This window comes from Deltaproteobacteria bacterium (assembly GCA_040223695.1).
In the GTDB taxonomy this organism is placed as follows: Bacteria; Desulfobacterota_D; UBA1144; order Nemesobacterales; family UBA2774; genus JAVKFU01.
This window is the reverse complement of record JAVKFU010000015.1, coordinates 322928-346196: the sequence shown is the minus strand read 5'-3', so window position 1 is coordinate 346196 and position 23269 is coordinate 322928. Positions and strand designations below refer to the sequence as shown.

The 23269-nt window shown below is 48.4% G+C and carries 21 protein-coding genes; 16 read left to right on the top strand and 5 right to left on the bottom strand.

Going from position 1 to position 23269, the window contains the following annotated elements:
* On the top strand, window positions 1-1509 hold the full coding sequence (locus RIG61_05805) for a GNAT family N-acetyltransferase (protein MEQ9618668.1): 1509 nt from the start codon (window positions 1-3) through the stop codon (window positions 1507-1509).
* A gap of 64 nt (window positions 1510-1573) precedes the next feature.
* On the opposite strand, the gene RIG61_05800 is transcribed toward RIG61_05805, so the two are convergent.
* Entirely contained in the window at window positions 1574-2281 is a 708-nt protein-coding gene (locus tag RIG61_05800) for an SDR family NAD(P)-dependent oxidoreductase (GenBank protein ID MEQ9618667.1), read from the bottom strand.
* A 148-nt stretch (window positions 2282-2429) separates the two neighbouring features.
* On the opposite strand from RIG61_05800, the gene RIG61_05795 reads away from it, so the two are divergent.
* Window positions 2430-2768, top strand: a complete 339-nt coding sequence (locus RIG61_05795) for a hypothetical protein (protein ID MEQ9618666.1) — start codon at window positions 2430-2432, stop codon at window positions 2766-2768.
* Between the two features lie 170 nt (window positions 2769-2938).
* Window positions 2939-5794: an isoleucine--tRNA ligase gene (gene ileS, locus RIG61_05790; protein MEQ9618665.1), complete on the top strand. Its 2856-nt coding sequence runs from the start codon at window positions 2939-2941 to the stop codon at window positions 5792-5794.
* A gap of 55 nt (window positions 5795-5849) precedes the next feature.
* Here the strand turns inward: ileS and RIG61_05785 are convergent, their stop codons facing one another.
* Entirely contained in the window at window positions 5850-6191 is a 342-nt protein-coding gene (locus tag RIG61_05785) for a histidine triad nucleotide-binding protein (protein MEQ9618664.1), read from the bottom strand.
* Between the two features lie 73 nt (window positions 6192-6264).
* Window positions 6265-7332 carry an isochorismatase gene (locus RIG61_05780; GenBank protein ID MEQ9618663.1) on the bottom strand — a complete coding sequence of 356 codons (1068 nt, stop codon included), beginning with the start codon at window positions 7330-7332 and terminating at the stop codon, window positions 6265-6267.
* A 153-nt stretch (window positions 7333-7485) separates the two neighbouring features.
* Here RIG61_05780 and RIG61_05775 point away from each other — a divergent pair, with 153 nt between their 5' ends.
* Genes RIG61_05775 through RIG61_05765 form a run of 3 tightly spaced genes read left to right on the top strand, consistent with a single transcriptional unit; the run spans window position 7486 to window position 10417 of the window.
* Window positions 7486-8241 carry a (Fe-S)-binding protein gene (locus RIG61_05775; GenBank protein ID MEQ9618662.1) on the top strand — a complete coding sequence of 252 codons (756 nt, stop codon included), beginning with the start codon at window positions 7486-7488 and terminating at the stop codon, window positions 8239-8241.
* Between the two features lie 11 nt (window positions 8242-8252).
* Window positions 8253-9689 carry a LutB/LldF family L-lactate oxidation iron-sulfur protein gene (locus RIG61_05770; protein ID MEQ9618661.1) on the top strand — a complete coding sequence of 479 codons (1437 nt, stop codon included), beginning with the start codon at window positions 8253-8255 and terminating at the stop codon, window positions 9687-9689.
* A 53-nt stretch (window positions 9690-9742) separates the two neighbouring features.
* On the top strand, window positions 9743-10417 hold the full coding sequence (locus RIG61_05765) for a lactate utilization protein (protein MEQ9618660.1): 675 nt from the start codon (window positions 9743-9745) through the stop codon (window positions 10415-10417).
* A gap of 272 nt (window positions 10418-10689) precedes the next feature.
* Here RIG61_05765 and RIG61_05760 read toward each other — a convergent pair whose 3' ends face one another.
* Window positions 10690-11409 carry an SDR family NAD(P)-dependent oxidoreductase gene (locus RIG61_05760; GenBank protein MEQ9618659.1) on the bottom strand — a complete coding sequence of 240 codons (720 nt, stop codon included), beginning with the start codon at window positions 11407-11409 and terminating at the stop codon, window positions 10690-10692.
* A gap of 204 nt (window positions 11410-11613) precedes the next feature.
* On the opposite strand from RIG61_05760, the gene RIG61_05755 reads away from it, so the two are divergent.
* The 5 genes from RIG61_05755 to RIG61_05735 all read left to right on the top strand — a co-directional run bounded on the left by RIG61_05755 (window position 11614) and on the right by RIG61_05735 (window position 15285).
* Window positions 11614-12180, top strand: a complete 567-nt coding sequence (locus tag RIG61_05755; GenBank protein ID MEQ9618658.1) for a DUF4142 domain-containing protein — start codon at window positions 11614-11616, stop codon at window positions 12178-12180.
* An 18-nt stretch (window positions 12181-12198) separates the two neighbouring features.
* On the top strand, window positions 12199-12543 hold the full coding sequence (locus RIG61_05750; protein MEQ9618657.1) for a plastocyanin/azurin family copper-binding protein: 345 nt from the start codon (window positions 12199-12201) through the stop codon (window positions 12541-12543).
* A 972-nt stretch (window positions 12544-13515) separates the two neighbouring features.
* The gene (locus RIG61_05745) at window positions 13516-13863 is read left to right on the top strand and encodes a zinc ribbon domain-containing protein (protein MEQ9618656.1); all 348 of its coding nucleotides are present in this window, start codon (window positions 13516-13518) and stop codon (window positions 13861-13863) included.
* 82 nt (window positions 13864-13945) lie between these two features.
* Window positions 13946-14737: an SDR family oxidoreductase gene (locus tag RIG61_05740; protein ID MEQ9618655.1), complete on the top strand. Its 792-nt coding sequence runs from the start codon at window positions 13946-13948 to the stop codon at window positions 14735-14737.
* Between the two features lie 116 nt (window positions 14738-14853).
* Window positions 14854-15285 (top strand): helix-hairpin-helix domain-containing protein, encoded by a 432-nt coding sequence (locus tag RIG61_05735; GenBank protein MEQ9618654.1) that lies wholly within the window; start codon window positions 14854-14856, stop codon window positions 15283-15285.
* On the opposite strand, the gene RIG61_05730 is transcribed toward RIG61_05735, so the two are convergent.
* Complete coding sequence (locus RIG61_05730; protein ID MEQ9618653.1) at window positions 15282-17999, bottom strand: PBP1A family penicillin-binding protein; 2718 nt, start codon at window positions 17997-17999, stop codon at window positions 15282-15284. The two genes, RIG61_05735 and RIG61_05730, sit on opposite strands and share 4 nt — an antisense overlap.
* A gap of 115 nt (window positions 18000-18114) precedes the next feature.
* Here RIG61_05730 and RIG61_05725 point away from each other — a divergent pair, with 115 nt between their 5' ends.
* The 5 genes from RIG61_05725 (at window position 18115) to cdaA (ending at window position 23266) form a co-directional block, all read left to right on the top strand.
* Window positions 18115-18324: a hypothetical protein gene (locus RIG61_05725; GenBank protein ID MEQ9618652.1), complete on the top strand. Its 210-nt coding sequence runs from the start codon at window positions 18115-18117 to the stop codon at window positions 18322-18324.
* Between the two features lie 61 nt (window positions 18325-18385).
* On the top strand, window positions 18386-19315 hold the full coding sequence (gene cysK, locus RIG61_05720) for a cysteine synthase A (GenBank protein ID MEQ9618651.1): 930 nt from the start codon (window positions 18386-18388) through the stop codon (window positions 19313-19315).
* Window positions 19316-19467: 152 nt separating this feature from the next.
* Window positions 19468-21336 carry an ATP-dependent zinc metalloprotease FtsH gene (gene ftsH / locus RIG61_05715; protein MEQ9618650.1) on the top strand — a complete coding sequence of 623 codons (1869 nt, stop codon included), beginning with the start codon at window positions 19468-19470 and terminating at the stop codon, window positions 21334-21336.
* A gap of 129 nt (window positions 21337-21465) precedes the next feature.
* The gene (folP, locus tag RIG61_05710; protein ID MEQ9618649.1) at window positions 21466-22386 is read left to right on the top strand and encodes a dihydropteroate synthase; all 921 of its coding nucleotides are present in this window, start codon (window positions 21466-21468) and stop codon (window positions 22384-22386) included.
* A gap of 52 nt (window positions 22387-22438) precedes the next feature.
* Complete coding sequence (cdaA, locus tag RIG61_05705; protein MEQ9618648.1) at window positions 22439-23266, top strand: diadenylate cyclase CdaA; 828 nt, start codon at window positions 22439-22441, stop codon at window positions 23264-23266.
* Window positions 23267-23269: the final 3 nt, after the last annotated feature.

Here is a 23269-nt window from a genome sequence, read left to right as displayed (position 1 = left end):
ATGAACAGGAAAATCGAAGCCCGCCTTGAAAATCAGCATGACCTGGAAATAGCGCGCGTCCGGATACTTCCGGAAAAGAGCAACCTGAACGCTCTTATCGGCATGGTAACCGATATCACCCGGGCAAGCGGAATAGCAAGAAAGGATGCCCTTAATCTGGATAAGGTACTGGACGATATTTTCCATAATATAGTAAAACACGGCTTCGACGGGGATACGTCGAGGCCGATCGACGTATCCATCTCAAAGCGCCTACACTCGCTCGTAGTCGCAGTCGAAGACAAGGGGCTGCCGTTTGACTATGAGAAGCTTGAGCGCGGTGAAGAGAAACGGTTCAAATCATTTATGTCGAAACACTACGCCGATGAAGTCCATTTTTACAGTCTCGGGCCCGGGGGTAACAGAACGGAGATTGTAAAAAACCTTCCTGCATCAGACATCCGGGAGGAAATGGACATCTCGGAGCATCACGGGCATCTTAGAGCAAAGAAAGCCCGCGCCGACGAAAAAATAGCGATAGGAATGTTCGACCCGGCGAAGATCAACGAGCTTGTCCGCCTGGTCTATAAATGCTACGGCTACACATACGCCAACGAGTTTATGTACTATCCTGAAAGGATTGAAGCTCGCCTTAGGTCCGGAATTATGACTTCGTGCGCCGCATACAACAGCAAGAATGAACTCATAGGCCATGTGGGGTTCGTCTTCAGCAAGGCGGGCGCCAAAGTGGCCGAGTCGGGGGAAGCCGTTGTTGACCCGCGCTACAGGGGAAGAGGCGTATTCCAGAAGATGAAAAACTATTTGATTGACTATGTGTCACAAAAAAACTTGGTCGGTATTTACGCCGAAGACGTAACAGTTCATCCTTACAGCCAGAAGGGCAGTATCGAGCTCGGAGGGAGAGAAACCGGATTTCTTCTTGGATACAGTCCGGGCAGTGTTACTTTTCAGAATATAACTGATAATGAAAAACCGAGGCGGCAGTCGGTCGCGCTCATGTTCACACCGGTTTCCTCGAGTAGGCCCGCGAATGCATACATACCCGAAGCATATAAGGAGTCAATCGAGACAATTTACGAAAGAATCGGTTTTAAAAGAAATATATTTACCGAAGACGAAGATTCCGTTCTGAGGAGCAGACAGAAGGGGCGCACCACAGTCTCTATACGCCACGACCACAACCAGGCGCTTATTCAGATCGAGAAGATCGGCGGAAAAACCCTGGACGAAATCAGATTCCAGCTAAAGCACTTAACACTCGAGAGGTTCGACTGCATATACATCGATCTCCCCCTCAGTCAAAAGGGAGCAGGTCATGTGGCGTCCCGGGCGCGGAAGCTGGGATTCTTTTACGGTTGCGTCATTCCCGAATACAGAGACGGTGACGTACTGAGGCTTCAGTATCTAAACAACGTCGAGATATCCCGGGATGACATCAAGACCGCCTCTGAGCCAGGCAGGCGTTTACTTGACACGATATTTGAAGAAATGCCATCGGCTAGTCTGTAATCTGCCTGATACGGTGGCTCGTTAACTGTATATCTCGCCGGATTCCGCCCGACCCCTGCCCAATTCAGGACCTCCCGTAAACAGGCACAGCGGCGCCGCTCACGGCCCTTGCGCCGTCCGAGCAAAGAAATGCGATTACCCTGCCTATATCTTCGGGAGCGACCCATTTCGAATGGTCGGCGTCCGGCATACTTTTCCTGTTTGCGGGGGTGTCTATGGTGCCCGGAACTATGGCGTTCACGTTTATGTTGTGCTCCCTGAGCTCATCGGCCATCGACTGAGTCAGGTTTAAAACACCCGCTTTTGAGGCTCCGTACGCACCCATCCCGGCCGATCCTTTGAGCGCGGGGCGCGAGGCGATATTTACTATCCTGCCCCCTCCGCTCTCCATCATCCGAGACAGGACAGCTTTCGAGCAGAGAAAAGCCGTCTTCAGGTTCAAGTTCATCATCTTATCCCACGCCTCCTCATCCGTCTCCGAAATCGGAGCCTGCGAAAAACCGCCAACTATGTTAACAAGGGCGTCTATACGCGAGAATGTCTCCAGGGTTTTTGTGACCAGTTGAGATACGTCCGCCGCACTGGTCACGTCGGCTTTAAAGAACTGGACCCTGTCCCCGTGTTTTTCCTTCAAATCCGCGCACTCGGCTAATTCTTTATCGCTCCTGTAAGTGCTGAAAACATTTGCGCCGAGTTCGAGGAATACCGAAAGCACTCCTTTTCCGAGAGCGCCCGTCCCGCCTGTTATAATTGCGACCTTATTATTTAGCATTTGAATATTTATCCCCCCTTCAAGATGCTCTTAATTATCGTCTCGCTGAATCCTGAAATCAATATCCGCTCCGAAAACCATCGGTCTTGACATTCAGACCTTCAAGGAAATAAAATAGATTTACTTCTCAGTATATGAAGAGGGAGAGATGGAGTTATTTATTTCGATGAAAGCCGAAACCATTAACAAGGGTATTTATTTTTCCGAAAGTAATATAATGCAGATGCCCACCGCTCAGTCTCAGGGATATTTCGTCGCCGAATTCAGGGAGGGAGATGAAACTAAACTCAAGCTCCTCAATAGATATGTCGATATACTGCAAAAGAAATTGAAAGGCGATAAGGAATATTTTCTGGAGCCCACAAGCCTGGGGTTCAAGCTTTATAAAAAGGTGGAAGAGGGTGTCGAATATATGGAAGCGTGGGAGAGATGGGTTAAATTCGCACGGAATCTGCTAAGGGAATTAAAAGAGTTCGTTGAGGAATAATAAATAACTCATCTCATAATATCTTTGCTAAACAAAGCCACCGCAACTTGCTTTTCGCCACGTCTAAGCTAATATTTTTCTTCAACTCAAAGTAAAATTTCATTGTCTATCTTACCGAATCAATTGAATATTATCCCTGATAGTATAGTTTTTAATTCCAGAAGGAGAGAATGCATCCGATGTCAGAGGCGAAGAAAATAAACTATAAAGACACACTTAACCTTCCCCGGACGAATTTCCCGATGAAGGCTAACCTCAGCCAGAAAGAGCCCGAGTACCAGAAAAGATGGAAGAAGATCAAGCTCTACGAAAGGATGAGGGAAAACTCTCGGGGAAAAGAGAAATTCATATTCCACGACGGCCCCCCTTACGCGAACGGTCCTATACACCTGGGCCACCTGCTGAATAAGGTGCTTAAGGACATAGTAGTCAGATCAAAGACCATGCTCGGAAACGATGTCGATTTCGTTCCCGGGTGGGACTGCCACGGGCTTCCCATCGAGCACAAGGTTTTAAAGGAGCTGGGGGACGAAGCAAAGGATTTATCCAAGCTCAAGATTAGATATAAATGCCAGTCCTATGCCGAGAAATACGTGAAGCTTCAGTCGGGACAGATGCAGAGACTGGGCACGATAGGGGACTATGATAATCCCTACCTTACCATGACTCCCGATTTTGAGGTCGGGGTGCTGGAGGTCTTTTCCCGGCTCCTCGAAAGGGGTCTCATATACAGAGACCTGAAGCCCGTCCACTGGTCGATCGAGAACCGCACCGCGCTGGCGGACGCGGAGCTCGAATACTACGAGCGGAAAGACAGGAGTATTTTCGTGCTGTTCGAGATAGAAAACCCTGAGGCTCTTCCGGGGAGCCTCAATCTCCCTGCCGGAGCCTCTCCGTCGCTCATGATCTGGACGACAACCCCCTGGACCCTTCCCGCAAACCTGGCCGTGGCCGTATCCCCCGAAGCAAACTACGGTCTCTACCGGGTCGAGATAAACGGCAGGAAATTATATTCGATAATTGTAGATAACCTTTCGGAGAGCGTGTTCAAGAAATCAGGGGCGAAGGAATACGAAAAGCTGGGAAGCTGCGCCGGGAGGGAGCTTTATGAAAAAGGCATCGCCTACAAACATCCCTTCATAGAAAGAGAGGGCAGGGTGGTCACGGCGGACTATGTAACGTTTGACGAAGGCACCGGTCTGGTTCATACCGCGCCCGGTCACGGGGTCGAGGACTATCAGACAGGACTCAGGGAAGGCCTCGATATCTACTGCCCGGTTCTCGAGGACGGCACTTTCGACGATTCCGTTCCGGATTGGCTCCGGGGCCTGAACGTCTGGAAGGCAAACGGGACAATAACCGAACGCTTGAGGGAGTCGGGGAATCTCTTTTACGATGAGGAGTATCTCCATAGCTACCCCCATGACTGGCGAAGCAAATCCCCGACCATATTCAGGGCGACCGAGCAGTGGTTCGTGGGCGTCGATAAAAAAATCGACGAATACGGAGCGTCATTGAGGGAGCTTGCTCTTGAATTCACCCGAAGCGGAATCGACTTTTACCCCGAATGGGGGAGGAACAGGCTCCGCGGAATGCTTGAGTCAAGACCCGACTGGTGTATCAGCCGTCAGAGGGCCTGGGGACTTCCTATCCCCGCCTTCATCAGCGACAAGGGCGAAGTTCTTTTAACACCCGAATCTGTGAAGACCGTAATTCAGAAGATCAGACAGAAGGGAGCAAACTACTGGTTTCAGGGGACGGTGGAGGAAATCCTGGAGGGCTACGACCCTCGAGCGGACGAAAACGCTCCCGACTGGGCTAAAGAAGAAGGGGCGCTTGAGACTCTCAGACGCGGCATGGATATATTCGACGTATGGTTCGAGTCGGGCTCGTCATGGCACTCCGTACTGGAGGCGCGGGAGATAGGATACCCGGCCGATCTCTATCTCGAAGGCTCGGACCAGCACAGGGGCTGGTTTCAGCTTTCACTTCTTCCCGCGTTAGGAGCCACCGGAATACCCCCGTTCAAAGCGCTTCTTACCCACGGGTTTATGGTTGACGCTCAGGGGAAAAAGATGAGTAAATCGGGAGGAAACGCGCTCGACGTGGACGAGCTACTAAAACAGCACGGGGCAGATATATGCAGGTGGTGGGTAAGCTCCCTCAAGTACACGAACGACATAAAGGTCGATTGGGAGTTCTTTAAGGTCGCGGGGGATGAGTACAGAAAGGTCAGGAACACGATCAGGTTCCTGCTCGGAAATATTTCCGATTTCGACCCCGAAAAAGACAGCGTGGAATTCTCCGAACAGGACAGGTATTCGCTTGACGCCTGGGCCATGGGCGAGCTTTCAAAGTTTATAAGCGAGACCAATGATGCGTACAGTTATTTTCAGTACAAGAGGGCGAGCGAGCTTATTTTCCATTTCTGCTATGAGACGCTGAGCGCAGTATATCTGGCTGCGACGAAAGACAGACTGTACTGTGAAAGGAACGACAGCAGAAAAAGGAGAAGGAGTCAGACTGTGATGCACCGTATCGCCGATTCCCTAATTAAACTCCTTGCGCCCCTGCTTGTGCATACAGCCGACGAGGCGTATCTGAGCCTGAAGGGCGAATCAACGGACTCCCCCGACAGTGTTCATCTCGAGGGCATGCCTGAAGAATTTGAATTTGATACGGACCCCGATTGGGACAGTGTTATGGATTTAAGGATTAAGACGCTCAAGGCACTCGAAGAGTCAAAGGACTCGGACGGTATTACAAACCCTCTTGACGCAGGTGTGGAGGCGTACCTTGATTCAGAGATGTACGAACGAATTAAACCGTTTGAGAGCGAGCTTGCGGACCTTTGCGGAGTCAGCAGGTTTTCAGTCCTCGACGGGAAGAATTTTAAAATCAAGGTGATCGACCTTTCGGATGAACCCAAGTGCGAGCGTTCATGGAAGAGGGACGGCACGGTAAGAGAGCGCTCGGGGGGGGTGTTCCTATCCGACCGGGACGCCGAGGCCCTCGGCCTGAATTAGCCCCGCTTGATTATCCGGTTTCAAAACCCGTTATCCCGTAGCAATTCACAGCAGTTTATCCCGGAGGCCATTCCATCTGTCTGCCGCCCAGGATATGCATGTGGACGTGGTAAACCTCCTGGCCGCCTTCCTTGTTCGTATTTATGACCAGCCGGTAACCCGAGTCCGAAATTCCCTGCTCTCTGGCTATCTGAGCGGCCTTTATCATCATATGACCGAGAAGCTCTTTATCCTGATCGGTCACTTCGGCCATGGAGCGGATCTCCTTTTTGGTGACGATGAGTATATGCACGGGGGCCTTGGGATCAATATCCCTGAACGCGATACACTTATCGTCTTCATACACAATTGCAGCCGGGATATCCTTATCGATTATCTTGGTGAATATGGAACTCATATCTGCCTCCCGGTATCAGGGTATTACGTTATATGAACCGTCAGTTTAAATATAACATAAGGGCGCGGATGCTCTATCGGAATTTTATCCCCGGCCAGCTTTCAACAGGGTCGGTCGAGCGGACTATATTCATCCCGGCCTTTGAAAAATCATCGAACGCCCTCTCCGCCTCCCCGGTATAGTCGATACCTCCGGGAACGACAACAGGCGAAGTGCAGTCTTCAAGGAGATATATCCTCTCCATAAGGCTTCTATCCTGTGTCTTGAGCTTTTTCAGCAGATCGCTTACGGTCCAGGCTACACAGTGGCTCTTCGCCTGACCCGCTATTATCACCGCATCGAAATATTCGAGCTTCCCGAAGACAGCTTCGGACGCGGCGGGTTTCTGAAAGAGGGACTCCTTCCTGAGTGAGAGAGGTTTCCCCTCGGGCCCCGCCGACACTTCGGGACCGAGCACGGAATAGTGCTCCGTTAAGGGATGGTCGCCCTTAACATGAATATCAGGCTGGCTGTCCCTGGCTATGGTGTGGAAAAACAGAGCCTCTTCGATTGAGGAAACGAGCGCGTGTCCTATACCGCCGAGCATTGCGTGGTACGGCCACACTGTCAGTTCGTATTTCCCCGACTCTTTAAGCTCCCTTACGTAGTGGAGCAGGTGCTGCTCTATGAATTTGTCGTCGTAATCGAGATTTCGGCTGAGCCTCCTGTTGAATTTCCATCTTCCTTCCTCAATATCCTGAACCGAGATAAACGTATAGGGCTCAGGATGTCGGCCGCGTTCGTCTACGAAAAATACGGGGTGAAAGACCTGCATCGCCTGATGAGTATCCAGGGTGGGAACGATCTCGGTAATCCTGTGGAGGTTTTTGTAAATGAACTGAGCGAGCCTGACGTTATCATCCACGGCGCCCGTCCCGGAGCGTCCGCCCACATAGAGCTCGAATCCCGGAATGCAAAAGGTATTCTGAGCGTCCACGATTATTAAAACGATCTTATATGTATCCTCCGACGCGGAGCGCAGGCTGTGAGCAGAGGCCCACTCGGCGGCGAGCCCGGATAATTTTTGATATTCTACTCTCCATACCTCCCCCGTCTTGCCGGGCTTGTAGTGCGGCGGAAGAGGTAGCTCATTTGTCTTCATTATTTAAATCCTCTTGCCTACAATCGGCTCTAGCAATAATTTTAGCTGTATGCCCATAAAATAACAGATTGAAATCATCTCTCATAATTGAAATACTCGATTTCATCGATGATAATGAAAGAGTCGGCTATATAAAGACGCGACAAGTGCGACATGAAAGCATATCTATTCATAACCTGCCTCGTAGATACTTTTTTCCCTCAAGTAGGTGAAAATATGGTCACCGTGCTCAGAAGACTGGGCGTTGATGTGGAATTTCCCGAGGATCAGACATGCTGCGGTCAGCCTGCGTTCAACAGCGGACACCGCGAGGACGCCAGGGCTGTCGCCGAGCGTTTCCTGTCCGTCTTCGACAAGGCTCTCGACGGCTCCGGGGAAGATTCGTATATAGTTTGCCCCTCCGGGTCGTGTGCTACCATGCTTAAAGTGTTTTATAAGGAACTATTTCATAATACACCGGTATTATTGGATAAAGCGCATAATATATCTGGACGAACATATGAATTTACGGAATTTCTTGTAAAGATTCTGAAAAAAACCGATGTGGGGGCCCGGTATAAAGGGGTCGTGACGTACCACGACTCGTGCCACCTGTTGAGGGAGCTTGGGGTAAGGGACGAGCCGAGAAAACTCATAGAGGGTGTAGAGGGTACGGAGTTAAGGGAGATGGAGATGCATGACTCCTGCTGCGGATTCGGCGGCACATTCTCAATAAAGTTTCCCAGGGTTTCGGTCTCCATGCTGGATGAAAAAATAGAATGCATCTTAAACAGCGGTGCCGATACAGTCGTTTCTTCCGATATGGGCTGCCTGATGAATATCGGAGGGGCGCTCAGCAGGCGCAAAATCCCCGTAAGGGTAATGCATATTGCCGAGCTCCTTGCGAGCCGGAATAACGAGAGCGAATAAAGAGAAACATTATGGGATTTGAAAAAGTAAGATTTGAAAAAGATTCGGCCAGAGCGCTTGAGGATAAAAAGCTGCAGCACGCGCTCGTAAATGTAACGAACCGATTCAGGTCCGCCAGAAACAAGGCGAGTGGAGAGGTCGCCGACTGGGAGACCCTGAGGGCGCGCGGAAGGGATATAAAAAAAGAGACAATCGCAAACCTCGACAAGTACCTGTGCGAGCTTGAAGAGAGCGTAAGAAGGGCAGGGGGTCATGTCCATTGGGCCGGGGACGCGGATGAAGCCTGCCGTATAATAGTCGATATCGCTATACGAAACGACGTAAAGTCCGCTGTAAAGAGTAAATCGATGGCGACAGAGGAGATCGAGCTTAACGCGAATCTCGAGCGCGCCGGCATAAGGGCCGTAGAGACCGACCTTGGAGAGTACATCATCCAGCTTGCCGGAGAACATCCGTCCCATATAATCGCTCCGGCTATACACAAGACCAAAGACGACATATCGAAGCTGTTCTCCGAAAAATTCGGCATTCCCTATTTAAGCGAGCCCGAGGAGCTTACAAAGGTAGCGCGGGAGAAGCTTAGAGGTGAATTCCTCAACGCGGGTATGGGCATATCCGGAGCGAACTTCGGGGTCGCCGATACGGGCACAATCGTGATAGTGGAGAACGAGGGGAATGCCCGCTTGACTACGACCGTGCCGCCAGTTCATGTCGCCCTCATGGGTATAGAGAAGACAATTCCCCGCTACGAGGACCTGTCGCTTTTCCTCACGCTTTTGGCCAGAAGCGCCACAGGACAGAAATCCTCCACCTACGTCTCCTTCATTACAGGCCCAAGAAGAGAAACGGATATCGACGGGCCCGAGGAGTTTCATCTGGTCCTTCTGGATAACGGCAGATCACGCATACTGGCGTCTGAAGAGACGAGAGAGTCTCTTTACTGCATAAGGTGCGGCGCCTGTCTCAATAACTGCCCCGTTTACAGGCAGGTAGGCGGGCATTCGTACGGCTGGGTCTATTCAGGGCCGATAGGAGCGATAATTAACCCTCAGCTTATGGGAATCGACAGTGCCCCCGAGCTTCCCTTCGCGTCCTCCCTCTGCGGAGCGTGCCGTGACGTGTGCCCGGTAAAAATAGATTTCCCCAGGGTACTGCTCGAGCTCAGGCATAAAGTCGTGGAATCGAAAAAAGAGAATTACGGGGCAGGGGGGGCGATGATTGAGAAAATTTCTGTCAGGTTATGGAGATATATCGTAACCAGTAAAAACTTCTACAATCTCACTTCAAAAATCTCATATTACCTGCAATTGCCCTGGAGAAGCGGCAACGGATCCCTGCGTTCTCTACCGTTCCCTTTTTCAAAGTGGACCGACGAGAGGGACTTTCCCGCTATCGCTAAAACCTCATTCAGAGAAAGATGGAAAAAAATTAAACAGGAAACAGGGTAGGGGGCCTGCCCGCTGTAAAGAACAAAATGAAAAACGGATCACGAGAGGAAATATTGTATAAGATCAGAAAGGGGCTGTACGGCTCCTCAGACCTTAAAGAAGATGAAGAAGCTTATTTCCACAAGGAGCGGGATTTCAAGAAGGAAGCGGAGGAAATCTTAGTTAAAAACGGACAAAATAAAGAAGAGCTGGCAGAACAATTTATAAGAGAGGCAATTAATGTAAACAGTCAGATTTACGATACGGCAGACCAGGATGATATAAACGGCTTTCTCATTGATCTTGTAGCCAGGAAAAGAATATCGTCATTTGCCGTATGGGAGTCCGATTTTCTAAAAAAATTGGGAGTGAAAAAGCATCTCAGGGATAAAGGACTCAAAACAGTGACGGCTAAGAGTAAGAACAGGATAGCAAAAGGGGGTATCGGCATAACCGAAGCTGACTACGCGATAGCCGATACGGGGACACTCGTCCTTTTAACGGACAAAAATAAGCCCCGGAGCGTATCTCTTCTCCCTCCCATACACATTGCGGTCCTGAGGAAAGAGAATATAGTACGTAATATCAATGAGTTATTCGTTATACTTAAACATAAACTTGATACTGATAAAGGCATTACAAGCTGTATGACTTTCATCACAGGTCCGAGCAGAACGGCAGATATAGAGCTTAATTTGACACTCGGCGTACACGGCCCCAAAGAGCTATACGTAGTACTGACTGCCTGATTCCTTTTAATACCGCCCCCTTACCAAAAATCCTATAAATATTAATCAGTATTATTGGCTTGTTACACTTTATTTTACATTTAATACATGAATATACTTAATGTAAAATATGAATATTGTCGCCTGACACACAACTCTACAATATCTTCTGTCTATATAATAGGTTGCAATACACATATAATGTATATTCTAGATTTTTATTTCTACTCAAAAACTGACTAAAGTTACTATTATTATAAATGTAGGGGGTGATAAAAAAATAAAAAGCGAATTTAATCAGCCCCGATCCATTCACGGGCATTAAATTCCTTACCCGAAACTCCAATCGATTCATCCGAAGCCAGATATACAAAAACGGGGGATATGTCTTCAGGCGTGGGCAGTGTCTGAGGGTCTTCATCAGGATAGGCGTCGGATCTCATATCGGTCCTCGTTCCGCCCGGATTCACCGAGTTCACTCTGAGACCTGTAGATTCCATTTCAGCCGCCAGCACCTGTGTAAGCGCTTCGACCCCGAATTTGGACGCTGCATACGCTCCCCATTCCTTTTTTCCCTTTCTTCCTACGCTTGAGCTCACATTTATAACAGAGCAATTTTTAGATTTTTTTAATAAAGGGAGAAGAGCCTTTGTCACGAAAAACTGAGCGTTCAGGTTTACATGTACGACTTCCTCCCAGACATCTTCAGGGTATTCCATTATCGGCGACCTCACGCCCAGAATGCTGGCGTTATTTACGAGAATATTTAGCGTCTTCCATTTTTGGCCGGTCTCTTTAGCGAGGCGCGCGACATCTTCCTTATCGGCAATATCCGCCACTATGTAGTCTATATCTCCAAATTCAGCCAATTTATTACAGGCGGATTTCAGATTCAGTTCATTGCGCCCGCAAATCAAGACCGAAGCTCCTTCCTTTAAATAAGCCTCGGCTACTCCTTTTCCGATTCCTTTACTACCGCCTGTAATAACCGCCGTTTTTCCTTCCAGTTTCATGACAATCAATTCTACCCGGTTTGCTTTTTAAAACTAAGTCTTAATAACAAGACAGTCGGAAAATAGTTAAGAGATAAAAGTGCCGATTATTCTAGAATCTAAAAGTGTTCGGGCACTACGATGCATCTTTCGTGCGGCGTGATGTATCTATAAGAATAGAGAACATCTGATTAAACCCAATAAATTTAGGAGGTAAACACTACCATGAGTAACACAACTGTTGTAAGATCAGTAATCGCAAGTGTATTGATGTTAACGATGCTTTTTGCGGCCTTCTCAGTCCCAGTAGTAAAGGCTGAAAAGGCTCCGTCTCCCGCCGACCTTAATGATTTGGAGATAGCGCATGTCGCCTATACGGCAGATTTGATTGACATTCGCTATGCGCACCTGGCGTTCGCGAAATCTAAAAATCCTGCTGTCATTGAATTCGCCGAAACCATGATTCGGGACCACACAGCGGTCAACGAGCAAGCCCTGGCTCTTCTCGAGAAGCTCAATGCCCAGCCGCAGGACAATTTCCTTAGCCAGCAGCTTAATCAGCAGGCCGATAAGCTCGTTGAGGAAATGAGTGGTTTGAGCGGGGAGGCTTTCGACAAACGCTACGCGGAAAATGAGCTTGCATACCATCAGAGTGTTAATGCCTTAGTCGGAGGCACGTTCATACCTAACATTCAAAATCCTGAAATGAAACAGCTTTTCGAGCAGGCCCTTGTGATCTTCAAGAATCATGAGCAGCATGCCCAAAATATGGTCAATTCTCTAGAGGGATAATATTGAATGGGCTTACTAATGACGTCACTTAGGACTGTGGCTGTTATCGCAGCCGCAGTCCTGGTATGTGCTTCGTTGAACCCTGTTGAGGCTGGTGATTCCACAAGCAAGGAGCATGTGGTCGAGATACGTAATCTCGAATTCACTCCCAAGGAGCTGTCTGTGGCGCCCGGAGATACAATCACGTGGGTAAACTACGATTTTGTTCCACATACAGTCACAGCGGATGATGAAAGCTGGGACTCGGGCCTCATCAAAGCGGAAGGACAATGGCAGACAGTTGTCAAAGCGGATATGCACGAAGCTTATTTCTGCAGTTTTCATCCATCCATGACAGCGGCGCTTCGCATAAAACAGCACTAGCATAGTTTCACCAATTTTTTATCCGAGATAGACTCTAAATAAACGTTTTCCAACCCCAACCACAAGAGGAAAAGCCCATTTACGGAACTATGACTATGCATTCGACGTCCGGAAATATTTCCCCTTCAAACTCCAGAGCCCCCGTTATAACAGGTATGGTTAAATCAGAAATTGTTCCTGTTACAAGCCTATCCGCAGGTTCTTGTTGATTAAACTCGCATTCCAGAGTGAAGCAATCGAGTGGCTTGCATTGAGAAGGTCGCATAAATACGAAAACATTAGGTTCCATTGGATTGGTAAAATACCCACAACTATATGAGTTGCAGACCTGAACAAGTCCATCAGTGGGACATCCCTCAAACTGCTCAAGGAAGCCCTGATTGCTCGAAAGCTCTACGCATTCACGGTTGTTGTTATCATCACATGCGATAAAAAAAGCGCCGATAACAATTAAACAAATTACTATTCCAACAAAGCTAGTGCTTTGGTTTTTTCGCAAGCCGAAAAAAATATATTTAAAGTACTTGATTATAGTTATTCTCTATTATGTTATTATAGATTTACTAATATTATTGTAATGCATTCTCTTCTGGAAAATCAACTTAATGGCGCTAGTGGAACGAGGTTTTGAAAGCCAGGGCTTAAATTACTAAATTACATGATAAATCATAGTGTCCGATAAGATATATTATGTTAACTTATAGATTTAGCCCTAATTATCGTCTGCAAAACCATATGGCTCCGAGACTTCCCCTTCCACTATTTCCACTACACATAACTTCTTTCTTTAGAAATCCACATGGAATTTAGTATTCTTGCTAGACCCCCCTCTAAGATTCAAGTCATCGGGCCGCAGGTAAAACCAATTGTTTCAATGCGCATCTAATCTAATATAAACCTTGAAAAATTGACCGGAACAATTATATTACATTCATTTTAGTAAAACCTATTTTAGATTATGAGGTAACGGAAATGCCTATCTACGAGTACGAATGCAAAAAATGCGGAAAGATAACCGAGGCTCTGCAGGGTTTTAATGACCCGCCCCTCAAGAAGTGCCCGCACTGTAAAGGCAAGCTGGAGAAGCTGATTTCCCTCTCGTCTTTTCAACTGCAGGGAACCGGCTGGTATGCTACCGATTATAACAAGGGACCCGGAATTCCGCCCCACGCAAACGACCTGGGCAACTCCGGAAATGATAATAAGGATAACAAAACAAGCGAAACAACAACTGAGACCAAAACGTCATCCGATTCCTCAACCTACGATTCAATAAATAAAGACACCTCTAAAGCAAAGAACAAAGGTAAAAGCACGTAATCATCCACTACGGAAAAATAGCGGCCCTGCCCTGTTTGTGTTTCACTAATTTATTAACTGTACTCATAAAGGAATCTCGCGTATGGATCTCGGACTCAAAGACAAGGTAGCAATAGTAGCGGCGTCCAGCAAGGGACTGGGAAAAGCCGTGGCCCTGGAGCTCGCCCGCGAAGGCGCTAAAGTTACGATTTGCGCGAGGGGCAAGGAAGAACTCGATAAAACCGCGCAGGAGATACTTAGGGAGACATCCTCCGAAGTCCTGGCGCTGGAGAGTGACGTATCCAAAACCGCTGACATTAAAAAAGTCGTCTCCGCGACTATAAACAAGTATTCCAGAGTCGACATACTGGTCAATAACGCGGGCGGCCCTCCCCTCGGCACATTTCTCGACTTCTCGCTCGAGGACTGGCAAAAGGCAATTGAGCTCAACCTTTTCAGTACGATCACATTCAGTAAAGAAATAATCCCCTATATGAAAGAGCAAAACTGGGGGCGTATTATAAACATTACATCCGTCGCCGTTAAACAGCCGATTGACGGACTCATCCTCTCCAATACCGCAAGAGCCGGGGTTATTGGACTCGCAAAAACCGTCTCAAATGAATTCGCTCCTTATAACATCACCGTTAACAGTGTGTGTCCGGGCAGGATACTTACCGACAGGATTACGCACCTCGCGAACGAAAGGGCCCGGAAAAGCGGCAAGAGCTTTGAAGAGGTTATATCGGCTATGGAAGAAGACATACCAGTGGGACGCATAGGAAGACCTGAGGAGTTAGCAAGCCTCGTGGCGTTTTTATCTTCCGAGAAGGCAAGCTATATTACAGGCACTACTATTCAGGTCGACGGGGGTATTATCAAAGGTCTTTTCTAATTCAGGCATAGCCTGTAAACAGCATGTACAGACAAGACGGGAACAACTCCGCTAAGAATTCTGTCCTATACCTGGCCCTCCTTTGTCTTCTATATTTTTTATTATCATACTACCCCGTGAATTTAACCGCCAAACCTTTCGATACTCCTAATCTTGAGGGGGAAATATACATCGAAATCGTGGAGGAATCTTTTTCCACCGTCATCAAAATCAACACCATCAATGAACTCAACGATTTTGCCAAAGAACATAATATTAATAGTGAGTTAAACAACGGTCATAAAGTAACACTTAAAGGTAAGCACGGCGCTGTTTCGGGCAGGATAACCGGTATCAAGAGCATGTCTCTCGGGGTTCCGATCGGTATTAACTCAGCCGGCATAGAGGACTTAAAAGCCCTCCCCGGAATAGGCGATACACTGGCCCGGAGAATCGTTCAATACAGAACCGCGAACGGGCGGATTGAGTATCCAAGCGATCTTCTGAACGTTGAAGGAGTAGGGCGTAGAAAATTGGCGGCTATAAAAAATCTGATCAGTCTCGACTAATGCCTTAAAAGGAAATCGATCTCCGTTTCCGTTTCATCCGTCGATGTGCCGTAGTCATTCGGATAATACATTCCCGAATTATCCATCTCCTGACTGTTAATCGTCACGCTATCACGTATCGAGTCTATCACGTTATCCCTGAGTGAACCGAGACTGTAGGGTATGTTGCCGTAAGGCGTGCCTACAATCTTAATGCCGGAAGGCTGCTTGAATGATCCGCCTTTATACTTCTGAAGAGCGTCTTCCATGTAATCTATCCATATTGGAAGAGCCGCTGTCGAACCCGCTTCTTTTCTGCCGAGCGGCGTATGATTGTCCATCCCCACCCAGACTGCTGTAGTTATTTTAGGACTGAATCCCACGAACCAGGCATCCGTAAAGTCGTTCGTGGTGCCTGTCTTCCCTCCCAGCGGAGCGAGTGAAGTGAGCCTGAGAGCCTTTCTCCCCGTCCCTTCCTTCACTACAGCCTGAAGTAGATCGCTCATTATGAAAGCGGTTTCCGGAGTTATAGTCTGTTTCGATTTCCCCGATGACGAGAAATCAACCGTCTGGCTCTTTATTAACTCGAGGAACTCCACAGGAGTTAAGAAAGTGTACTGGTCGGCGCCTGAGGCGATGTTATCTTTTTCCGTAAGAACCTCTTCCTTTATATATTCCCTATCCTGAACAGGGCCCCTGCCCTTCTTCTCCGCCAGTTCATTTATGACCCGCAACCTAGCCTCCTCGCGCTCGGCTTTAAGACTTTCTTCTCTGGACAAGAATTTTCCGCCGGTATTGTCCTCGACGATCTTGCCGTTACGGTCATATATGCGCAGAATGAACTGCGGCTCTACCAGCTTCCCGCCTGACGCGAATACGTTGAACGCCCGCGCCATTTCAATAACCCTGACATCCGAGCCGCCGAGGGCAAGAGACGGATAAGGCTGAAGCTTCGAGCTGAATCCGAAATTCTTGGAATATGTCGCGACGTATTTGGGGTCTATATCCATTATGAGCCTCACGCTCGCAAGGTTCCTTGACTTCGCAAGAGCCCTTCTTAAAACCATTGCTCCCTCAAAACTGCCGTCATAGTTCTGGGGGGCCCAGTCCTTGACGGCTACGGGCATATCATACAGTACGGAGGTCTCCGTATAACCCTTATCGATAGCGGCGGAATAAACAATGGGCTTAAACGAAGAGCCGGGCTGCCTGAGGGCCTGAGTCGTCCTGTTGAACTGGGAAAACCTGAAATCGTACCCTCCGACGAGAGCCCTGATCTTGCCGTCTGTCTCCATGGACAGGAGCGCTGCTTGAGATTTAGGAATAAAATGAAGTGAAAAGTTATACCTGTCGTCCTCGTTTTCTTCGGCCTTTACTTTGACCATGTCCCCGACCTTCAGCTCCGTAGCGGTTAAACTAACACCTTCATAACCGTCAGCCGGAACGAGCTTATCCGAGTATGGGCTTAATAATCCGGGAATTGCCGTGCCGAGAGGCGAGCTGACCGCGAATTTCAGCTTACCATCAATATCTCCCACGCCTATCCGGGCCGTAAAAACCTTGTTATCCGAACCCTTGGTATCTGAGTCCTCATTATTCGAGTCCTCGGATTCGTTCGTCGTTTCTACCTTCGTAATTACCGCCTCATAGGTATTTCCAATTTCTATAGTGTTTATATTCTGGGCTTGTCTGAATTTCTTTATTTCTTTATCGCTCCCGAGATGCTTCAAAACGACTTTACGTCCGTGCCTGGCTTCCAGGTTATGCAAACCCCTTTTGAGTGCCCACTGGGCCTCAAAATTGAGATCGAGGTCAAGTGTAGTAAAAACCGCGTATCCGCCGTTCACAAAATTCTTAACCCCTACCTTGTCCTGCAGGTATCTCCTTACATGCTCTACGAAATAAGGAGCGATATCACTATTCACCCTGCGCTTCGGCACTATCTCTATCTTGCGATCTATAGCGTCTAATCTCTCATCTTCGGTAATAAATCCCGCTTCCTCCATTTTACCGAGCACGAGCCTTTGCCTTTCAAGCGACCTGCCTGGATGCTTTCGGGGGGAGTAATACTCGGGTTTTTTCGGAAGGCCGGCAAGCAGAGCCGCCTCTGCTACATTTATATCCTTGGCGGATTTGCCAAAATAGTTCTGACTAGCGGCCTCAATTCCGTATGTACCGTCGGCCAGATAAATATGGTTAAGGTATAGATAGAGTATTTCCTCCTTTGAGAGGTTGTTTTCGATCCTGTGCGCGAGAATGGCCTCCTTTATCTTTCTGGACATCTTCCTCTCGGGAGTGAGAATAATATTCTTTATCACTTGCTGTGTAATAGTGCTGGCGCCGCGTACCCAGTCGCCTTCCTGTATATTTTCGAACATTGCGCCGATTATGCTTTTTATATCGACACCTTCATGTTCAAAAAAACGCCTGTCCTCAACGGCTATAAAGGCCTCCAGAACATGGGGGGGTATCTCTTCATACGCTATCAGCTTCCTCCGCTCCGCGGCAAATTCGGCTATGAGTGTCCCGTCCGAGGAATAGACTTCGGTTATCAGTTTTGGCTTGTAGCCGGTTATGGCCCTCAGGTCCGGCAGGTCACGAGTGTAATAGAGATAACCCGAGTAGACCGCGATAACGCCCACCGCGGTCAGGAAAAGCAGTGTAATGAGAATAAAGGCGAGAAATTTGCTTTTTCCTGATTTCGATTTAAATTTAACCTTCTTTCTTCTTGCCATTCAGCTAACTTTTATCCTTGATATATAATAAATGGTTTGACAATTCAATAAACGAGGATAATTATACCTGAGACACAACTATTAAATAAGGCGAATTTAAAGGGTGGACGTAATAATGAAAAAGTCCGTGGAAAAAGAAGACGAAACCCTCGATACATATGTCAGGAAAATCGGAGATCAGGAGCTAAAAGGCTTGCTCCTTAAACTTAAAAACGAGCTCAGGAAACCGGATGTCGCCCGGGACACGATAACGAATCTGCTTTCGTCTATTCGCCGGAAAGACAGTGAGGTTTTTGATGACGTAACCTCGCTGATTAAAAAGTGAGCGGAGATAAATACGGGTAAAGCGCAATCTTCGGAATAAGCCCCTGCGTTTTGAACAGGTCATGAGCAACAGAATAGTCGATAACATACTCGATCTCATTGGAAGCACGCCGATTATTAAATTGAACAATGTAGTTCCCGAGGGGTCGGCAGAGGTATGGGCCAAGTTGGAGAACCTCAACCCCGCGGGAAGCGTCAAGGAAAGAATCTGCCTGGGCATGATCGAGGCGGCGGAGAAAAAAGGAATTTTAACTCCCGGCAGCACAGTGATTGTTGAGCCTACAAGCGGCAACACCGGCATAGGGCTTGCGCTCGTCTGCGCCGTAAAGGGTTACAGGCTAATCCTCACGATGCCCGACGATATGAGTCTTGAGCGAAGGCAGCTGCTCACGGCGTACGGAGCTGAGCTGATACTTACTCCCGCCTCGCTGCAGATGGAAGGCGCAGTTAAAAAAGCGGAAGAAATCATGAACGAGCACACCGACTCTTTTATGCCGCAGCAGTTCAAAAACCCGGCGAACCCGGAGATGCACAGGGTTACAACCGGGCCCGAGATCATAGAGCAAATGCCCGAGGGCATAGACGCCTTTGTTACGGGCGTGGGAACAGGGGGTACAATTACGGGCGCGGGAAAAGCCCTCCGCGAAGAATATCCCGATATTTATCTGGCGGCAGTAGAGCCCAGGGAATCACCCGTTTTATCGGGCGGGGAATCGCATGTGCATGAGATTCAGGGTATAGGAGCAGGATTTGTGCCTGAAATACTGGACACGTGTATTTACGATGAGGTAATACAGGTATCGGCAAAAGAGGCCGGAAATTTTACCAGAGAGCTGGCTCTTAAGGAAGGTCTTCTGACGGGAATCTCCGCGGGCGCTGCCGGATTCGGCGCGCTTAAGATTGCCAAAAGACTCGGAAAAGGAAAGAAAGTCGTTACAATTTTTTGCGACACCGGTGAAAGGTACCTGAGCACCGGACTTTTCGATACGTAAGAACGAACGCTGTAAACTATGTAATTGGGCTTTATAATTAAGGAAATTAAGTTGAAAACCAATAACGCGTGTGATATTCTATTAGATGATATTCTATTATTAATTTCAGATAAAATGAGGTAAAAGTGAATAGCCAATTATTTAAAAATTTGGTGTTATGGTTGGTTATTTTTGTAGCAATCATAGCACTGTACCAATTGGTACATACGCCCAGAAGCAATTATCAGGAAATCCCCTATAGCGAATTTCTCACGATTGTAGACAAGGGTGAGGTAAAAGACCTCGAATTCAAGGGGGAGGAGATAAAAGGCCAGTATACCAATCCCCCGGCAGATCAGACCATTGAGGGATTTAAAACGGTAGGGCCCGCCAGTGACGAACTGATAAAAAAACTTGAGGAGAAAAGCATCACTTTTAAATTCGACGCCGATAAGGAAGGCTCCCTCACACATATGCTTCTCAACTGGGCCCCGCTCGTTTTGCTTATAGTCATCATGGTGATCTTCATGAGGCAGCTGCAGGCGGGAGGCACCAAGGCCATGTCTTTCGGCAAGAACCGGGCGAGGATGCTAAGTGAAAATCAGAACAAGATCACCTTTAAGGATGTAGCGGGAATAGACGAGGCAAAGGAAGAGGTTCAGGAAATAGTTGAATTCCTGAAGAGTCCCAAAAAGTTCACAAAGCTCGGGGGAAGAATCCCCAAGGGAATACTTCTCGTAGGGCCCCCCGGAACCGGTAAGACGCTGCTTGCGAAGGCTATAGCGGGCGAAGCCGGTGTGCCGTTTTTCATAATCAGCGGCAGCGATTTTGTAGAGATGTTCGTGGGCGTGGGCGCCTCCAGGGTCAGGGACTTGTTCGTACAGGCTAAGCGCCACGCGCCGTGCATTATATTCGTGGATGAACTGGACGCAGTGGGCAGACACCGCGGGGCGGGACTGGGCGGGGGACATGACGAAAGAGAGCAGACCCTTAACCAGCTGCTTGTCGAGATGGACGGGTTCGAATCCAACGAAGGCATCATAGTTATGGCGGCGACGAACCGCCCCGACGTGCTCGACCCGGCCCTTCTGAGACCCGGCAGGTTCGACAGGCAGGTCGTCGTACCGAGACCCGATGTCAGAGGAAGAGAAGAAATACTGAAAGTGCATTCCAAAAATACTCCGATAGCTGAAGACGTGGAGCTTTCCGTTATTGCCCGCTCCACCCCGGGCTTTTCGGGTGCCGACCTTGAAAACCTCGTAAACGAATCGGCTCTCCACGCAGCGCGGTTCGGAAGGGCTAAGATTTCCATGGAGGACTTCGAGTATGCGAAAGACAAGGTGATAATGGGCGTGGAAAGGAAAAGTCTTATAATAAGCGACGCCGAGAAGAAGATAACGGCTTATCACGAGGCGGGCCATGCGCTTGTGGCGAAGCTCACTCCGAGCACGGACCCGATACATAAGGTGACGATTATTCCGCGGGGTATGGCGCTCGGCGTAACGCAGCAGCTTCCGATAGAGGACAAATACACTCTGTCACGAACAAGCCTGAACGCAACCATTATGGTGCTGCTGGGCGGTAGAGCAGCTGAAGAAATAGTATTCGGGGAAAGGACAAGCGGTGCGGGAAACGACCTCGAGCGGGTAACGGAAATTGCCCGCAAAATGGTATGCGAGTGGGGAATGAGCGAAGCTGTCGGGCCAATTACTTTCGGCAAGGGCGAAGAACAGATCTTTTTAGGGAAAGAAATTTCACGACCAAAGGATTACAGTGAAGAGACGGCGATTGAAATAGATAAGGAGATCAGGGCTATTGTGCACAATAATTATACCAAAGCAAAAACGGCCCTCGAAGAGAACATTGAGCTTCTCCACAAGCTGGCGGAAGTTCTCTTGGACAAGGAGGTAATTGACGGAAAGGAGCTTGACGAACTCGTGACGACCTTCAAGTCAAAAGATTACCCATCCCCTTGGGAAAACCCGGCAGGTTCCGAAGGATCAATGGCTCTCAGAAACAGCAACAGCTCCAAAGACACATGAAACCCGCTGGAATGGACCTGACTCGGCTATTGCAATTTAATCTTCAAAATAGACAGAAAGTCCCGGTACCAGGACTATTTTGAATCAGCGGATCCGTTTTGAGCAAAAAAGTTATCAGGAGTGATGGTATTGAGGCGGCAAAGCGAGCCCAAAAACAATATAGACAATGATGATATGTCCATTAAGTATAGAACGTTAGCGGCATCACCTCATACCATACTCAAATGTAGAGACAGAGAACTACCCCTCCACGAAAGAACCCACATAATGGGCGTGTTAAACCTTACGCCCGACTCCTTCTATGACGGCGGCCGGTATTTCGAGGTTGACCTTGCGTTAAAGCGGGCCGAAAAAATGATAGAAGAAGGAGCCGACATTGTAGATATAGGCGGCGAATCGACAAGACCGGGCTCCGAAGGAATATCGGAAGAGGAAGAGATCACAAGGGTCATCCCGGTTATCAGGGAAATATATAAAAGATTTGATATTGTGATGTCAGTCGACACGACCAAGCCCCGCGTCGCCCGCGAGGCGCTTGATGAGGGCGTCTCCGTCATAAACGATATAAGCGGATTAAAATTCGACGATGAAATCGCCGAACTCGCCTCAAGATACGGAGCGGCGCTGGTGCTTATGCATACGACGTCCAGGCCCAGGGACATGCAAAAAAAAACCCAATACGCTTCCCTGATCGACGACGTAATGGAATCCCTCCAGATTTCCGTCAACAAGGCGATCGAGAAAGGGGTTGGTGAAGACAGCATACTCGTTGACCCGGGTATCGGATTCGGCAAAACGGCGGAACAGAATCTGATTCTCCTCAAACATTTAAATAGGCTCGGAGAATTAGGCAAACCCGTCTTAATAGGCACCTCGAATAAATCCTTTATAGGACACACGCTGGGCACACCGGTTAACGACAGGACAGAGGGAACCGCCGCCACGGTAGCCATAGCTATCCTGAACGGAGCATCCGTCATCAGAGTACACGATGTCGCCTATATGAAACGGGTAAGCCGCATGGCGGACGCGGTATCGAAGGCAAATTAACTTTTCCTGGGAGGTCGCATAAAAGCCTGAGAGAAAAATTCGGGAACTGATCATGTTGGATACAATGCTACATTTCAGATACGTATGGGATACGGTGGATATAGTTCTGGTCGCTTTTATCATTTACTACGCCCTCAGGATGCTCGAAGGCACGCGCGCGCTCCAGGTCCTTTTCGGATTCGTACTTCTTATCGTACTTTACTACTTTTCCCAGAAGGGCCTCTTTACGCTCAACTGGATATTGGGCCAGTTTCTCGGCTCCATAATACTGATCGTCGTAATCTTGTTTCAGAATGATATAAGAAGAGGTCTGGCAGCCCTGGGAAGAAGGCCCTTTCTCTTAAAAATCTCACCCGGCAAATCAAAAGAGCTGTTTTCGGAAGAAATAGTGAAAGCGGCGAGCTATATGGCCAACCGTCACATCGGGGCGCTTATAGCAATTGAGAGAAATAACAGCCTAGCCGACTTCATCGAGATAGGAATGAGAATAGACGCGCTCGTTTCAAGGGAGCTTATTATAAGCATATTCAACCCTTCCTCTCCTCTCCATGACGGCGGTATAATTATCGTAGGCAACAGAATACTGTCGGCAGGCTCATTTTTCCCCCTAGTCACCGATCCCGATCTCGAGAGGGAGCTCGGCACGAGGCACAGAGCCGCAATCGGCCTCTCCACGGAGACGGACGCTGTAATCATAGTGGTTTCAGAAGAAACGGGAACGATCTCACTAGCCATCGGAGGAGAAATTAAAAGAGGCCTTGACGCGACTTCGCTTAACAATCAGCTGCTCGATTCACTCGGCATACAAAAAGCGAACAGGAAACCCGATAAAATCGGCCGTATACTAAAAAAGGAGGAAGGTGAAGAGGGGAACACCTGATTT

Excerpts from the sequence above, each read along its gene's own strand:
- cdaA (MEQ9618648.1), top strand. The coding sequence starts at position 22,439 with ATGTTGGATACAATGCTACATTTCAGATACGTATGGGATACGGTGGAT.
- RIG61_05770 (MEQ9618661.1), top strand. The coding sequence starts at position 8,253 with ATGGGATTTGAAAAAGTAAGATTTGAAAAAGATTCGGCCAGAGCGCTT.
- RIG61_05730 (MEQ9618653.1), bottom strand. The coding sequence starts at position 17,999 with ATGGCAAGAAGAAAGAAGGTTAAATTTAAATCGAAATCAGGAAAAAGC.
- RIG61_05745 (MEQ9618656.1), top strand. The coding sequence starts at position 13,516 with ATGCCTATCTACGAGTACGAATGCAAAAAATGCGGAAAGATAACCGAG.
- RIG61_05780 (MEQ9618663.1), bottom strand. The coding sequence starts at position 7,332 with ATGAAGACAAATGAGCTACCTCTTCCGCCGCACTACAAGCCCGGCAAG.
- RIG61_05725 (MEQ9618652.1), top strand. The coding sequence starts at position 18,115 with ATGAAAAAGTCCGTGGAAAAAGAAGACGAAACCCTCGATACATATGTC.
- RIG61_05760 (MEQ9618659.1), bottom strand. The coding sequence starts at position 11,409 with ATGAAACTGGAAGGAAAAACGGCGGTTATTACAGGCGGTAGTAAAGGA.
- RIG61_05785 (MEQ9618664.1), bottom strand. The coding sequence starts at position 6,191 with ATGAGTTCCATATTCACCAAGATAATCGATAAGGATATCCCGGCTGCA.
- RIG61_05795 (MEQ9618666.1), top strand. The coding sequence starts at position 2,430 with ATGGAGTTATTTATTTCGATGAAAGCCGAAACCATTAACAAGGGTATT.
- RIG61_05750 (MEQ9618657.1), top strand. The coding sequence starts at position 12,199 with ATGACGTCACTTAGGACTGTGGCTGTTATCGCAGCCGCAGTCCTGGTA.
- RIG61_05755 (MEQ9618658.1), top strand. The coding sequence starts at position 11,614 with ATGAGTAACACAACTGTTGTAAGATCAGTAATCGCAAGTGTATTGATG.
- cysK (MEQ9618651.1), top strand. The coding sequence starts at position 18,386 with ATGAGCAACAGAATAGTCGATAACATACTCGATCTCATTGGAAGCACG.
- RIG61_05775 (MEQ9618662.1), top strand. The coding sequence starts at position 7,486 with ATGAAAGCATATCTATTCATAACCTGCCTCGTAGATACTTTTTTCCCT.
- RIG61_05740 (MEQ9618655.1), top strand. The coding sequence starts at position 13,946 with ATGGATCTCGGACTCAAAGACAAGGTAGCAATAGTAGCGGCGTCCAGC.
- ileS (MEQ9618665.1), top strand. The coding sequence starts at position 2,939 with ATGCATCCGATGTCAGAGGCGAAGAAAATAAACTATAAAGACACACTT.
- RIG61_05805 (MEQ9618668.1), top strand. The coding sequence starts at position 1 with ATGAACAGGAAAATCGAAGCCCGCCTTGAAAATCAGCATGACCTGGAA.
- RIG61_05800 (MEQ9618667.1), bottom strand. The coding sequence starts at position 2,281 with ATGCTAAATAATAAGGTCGCAATTATAACAGGCGGGACGGGCGCTCTC.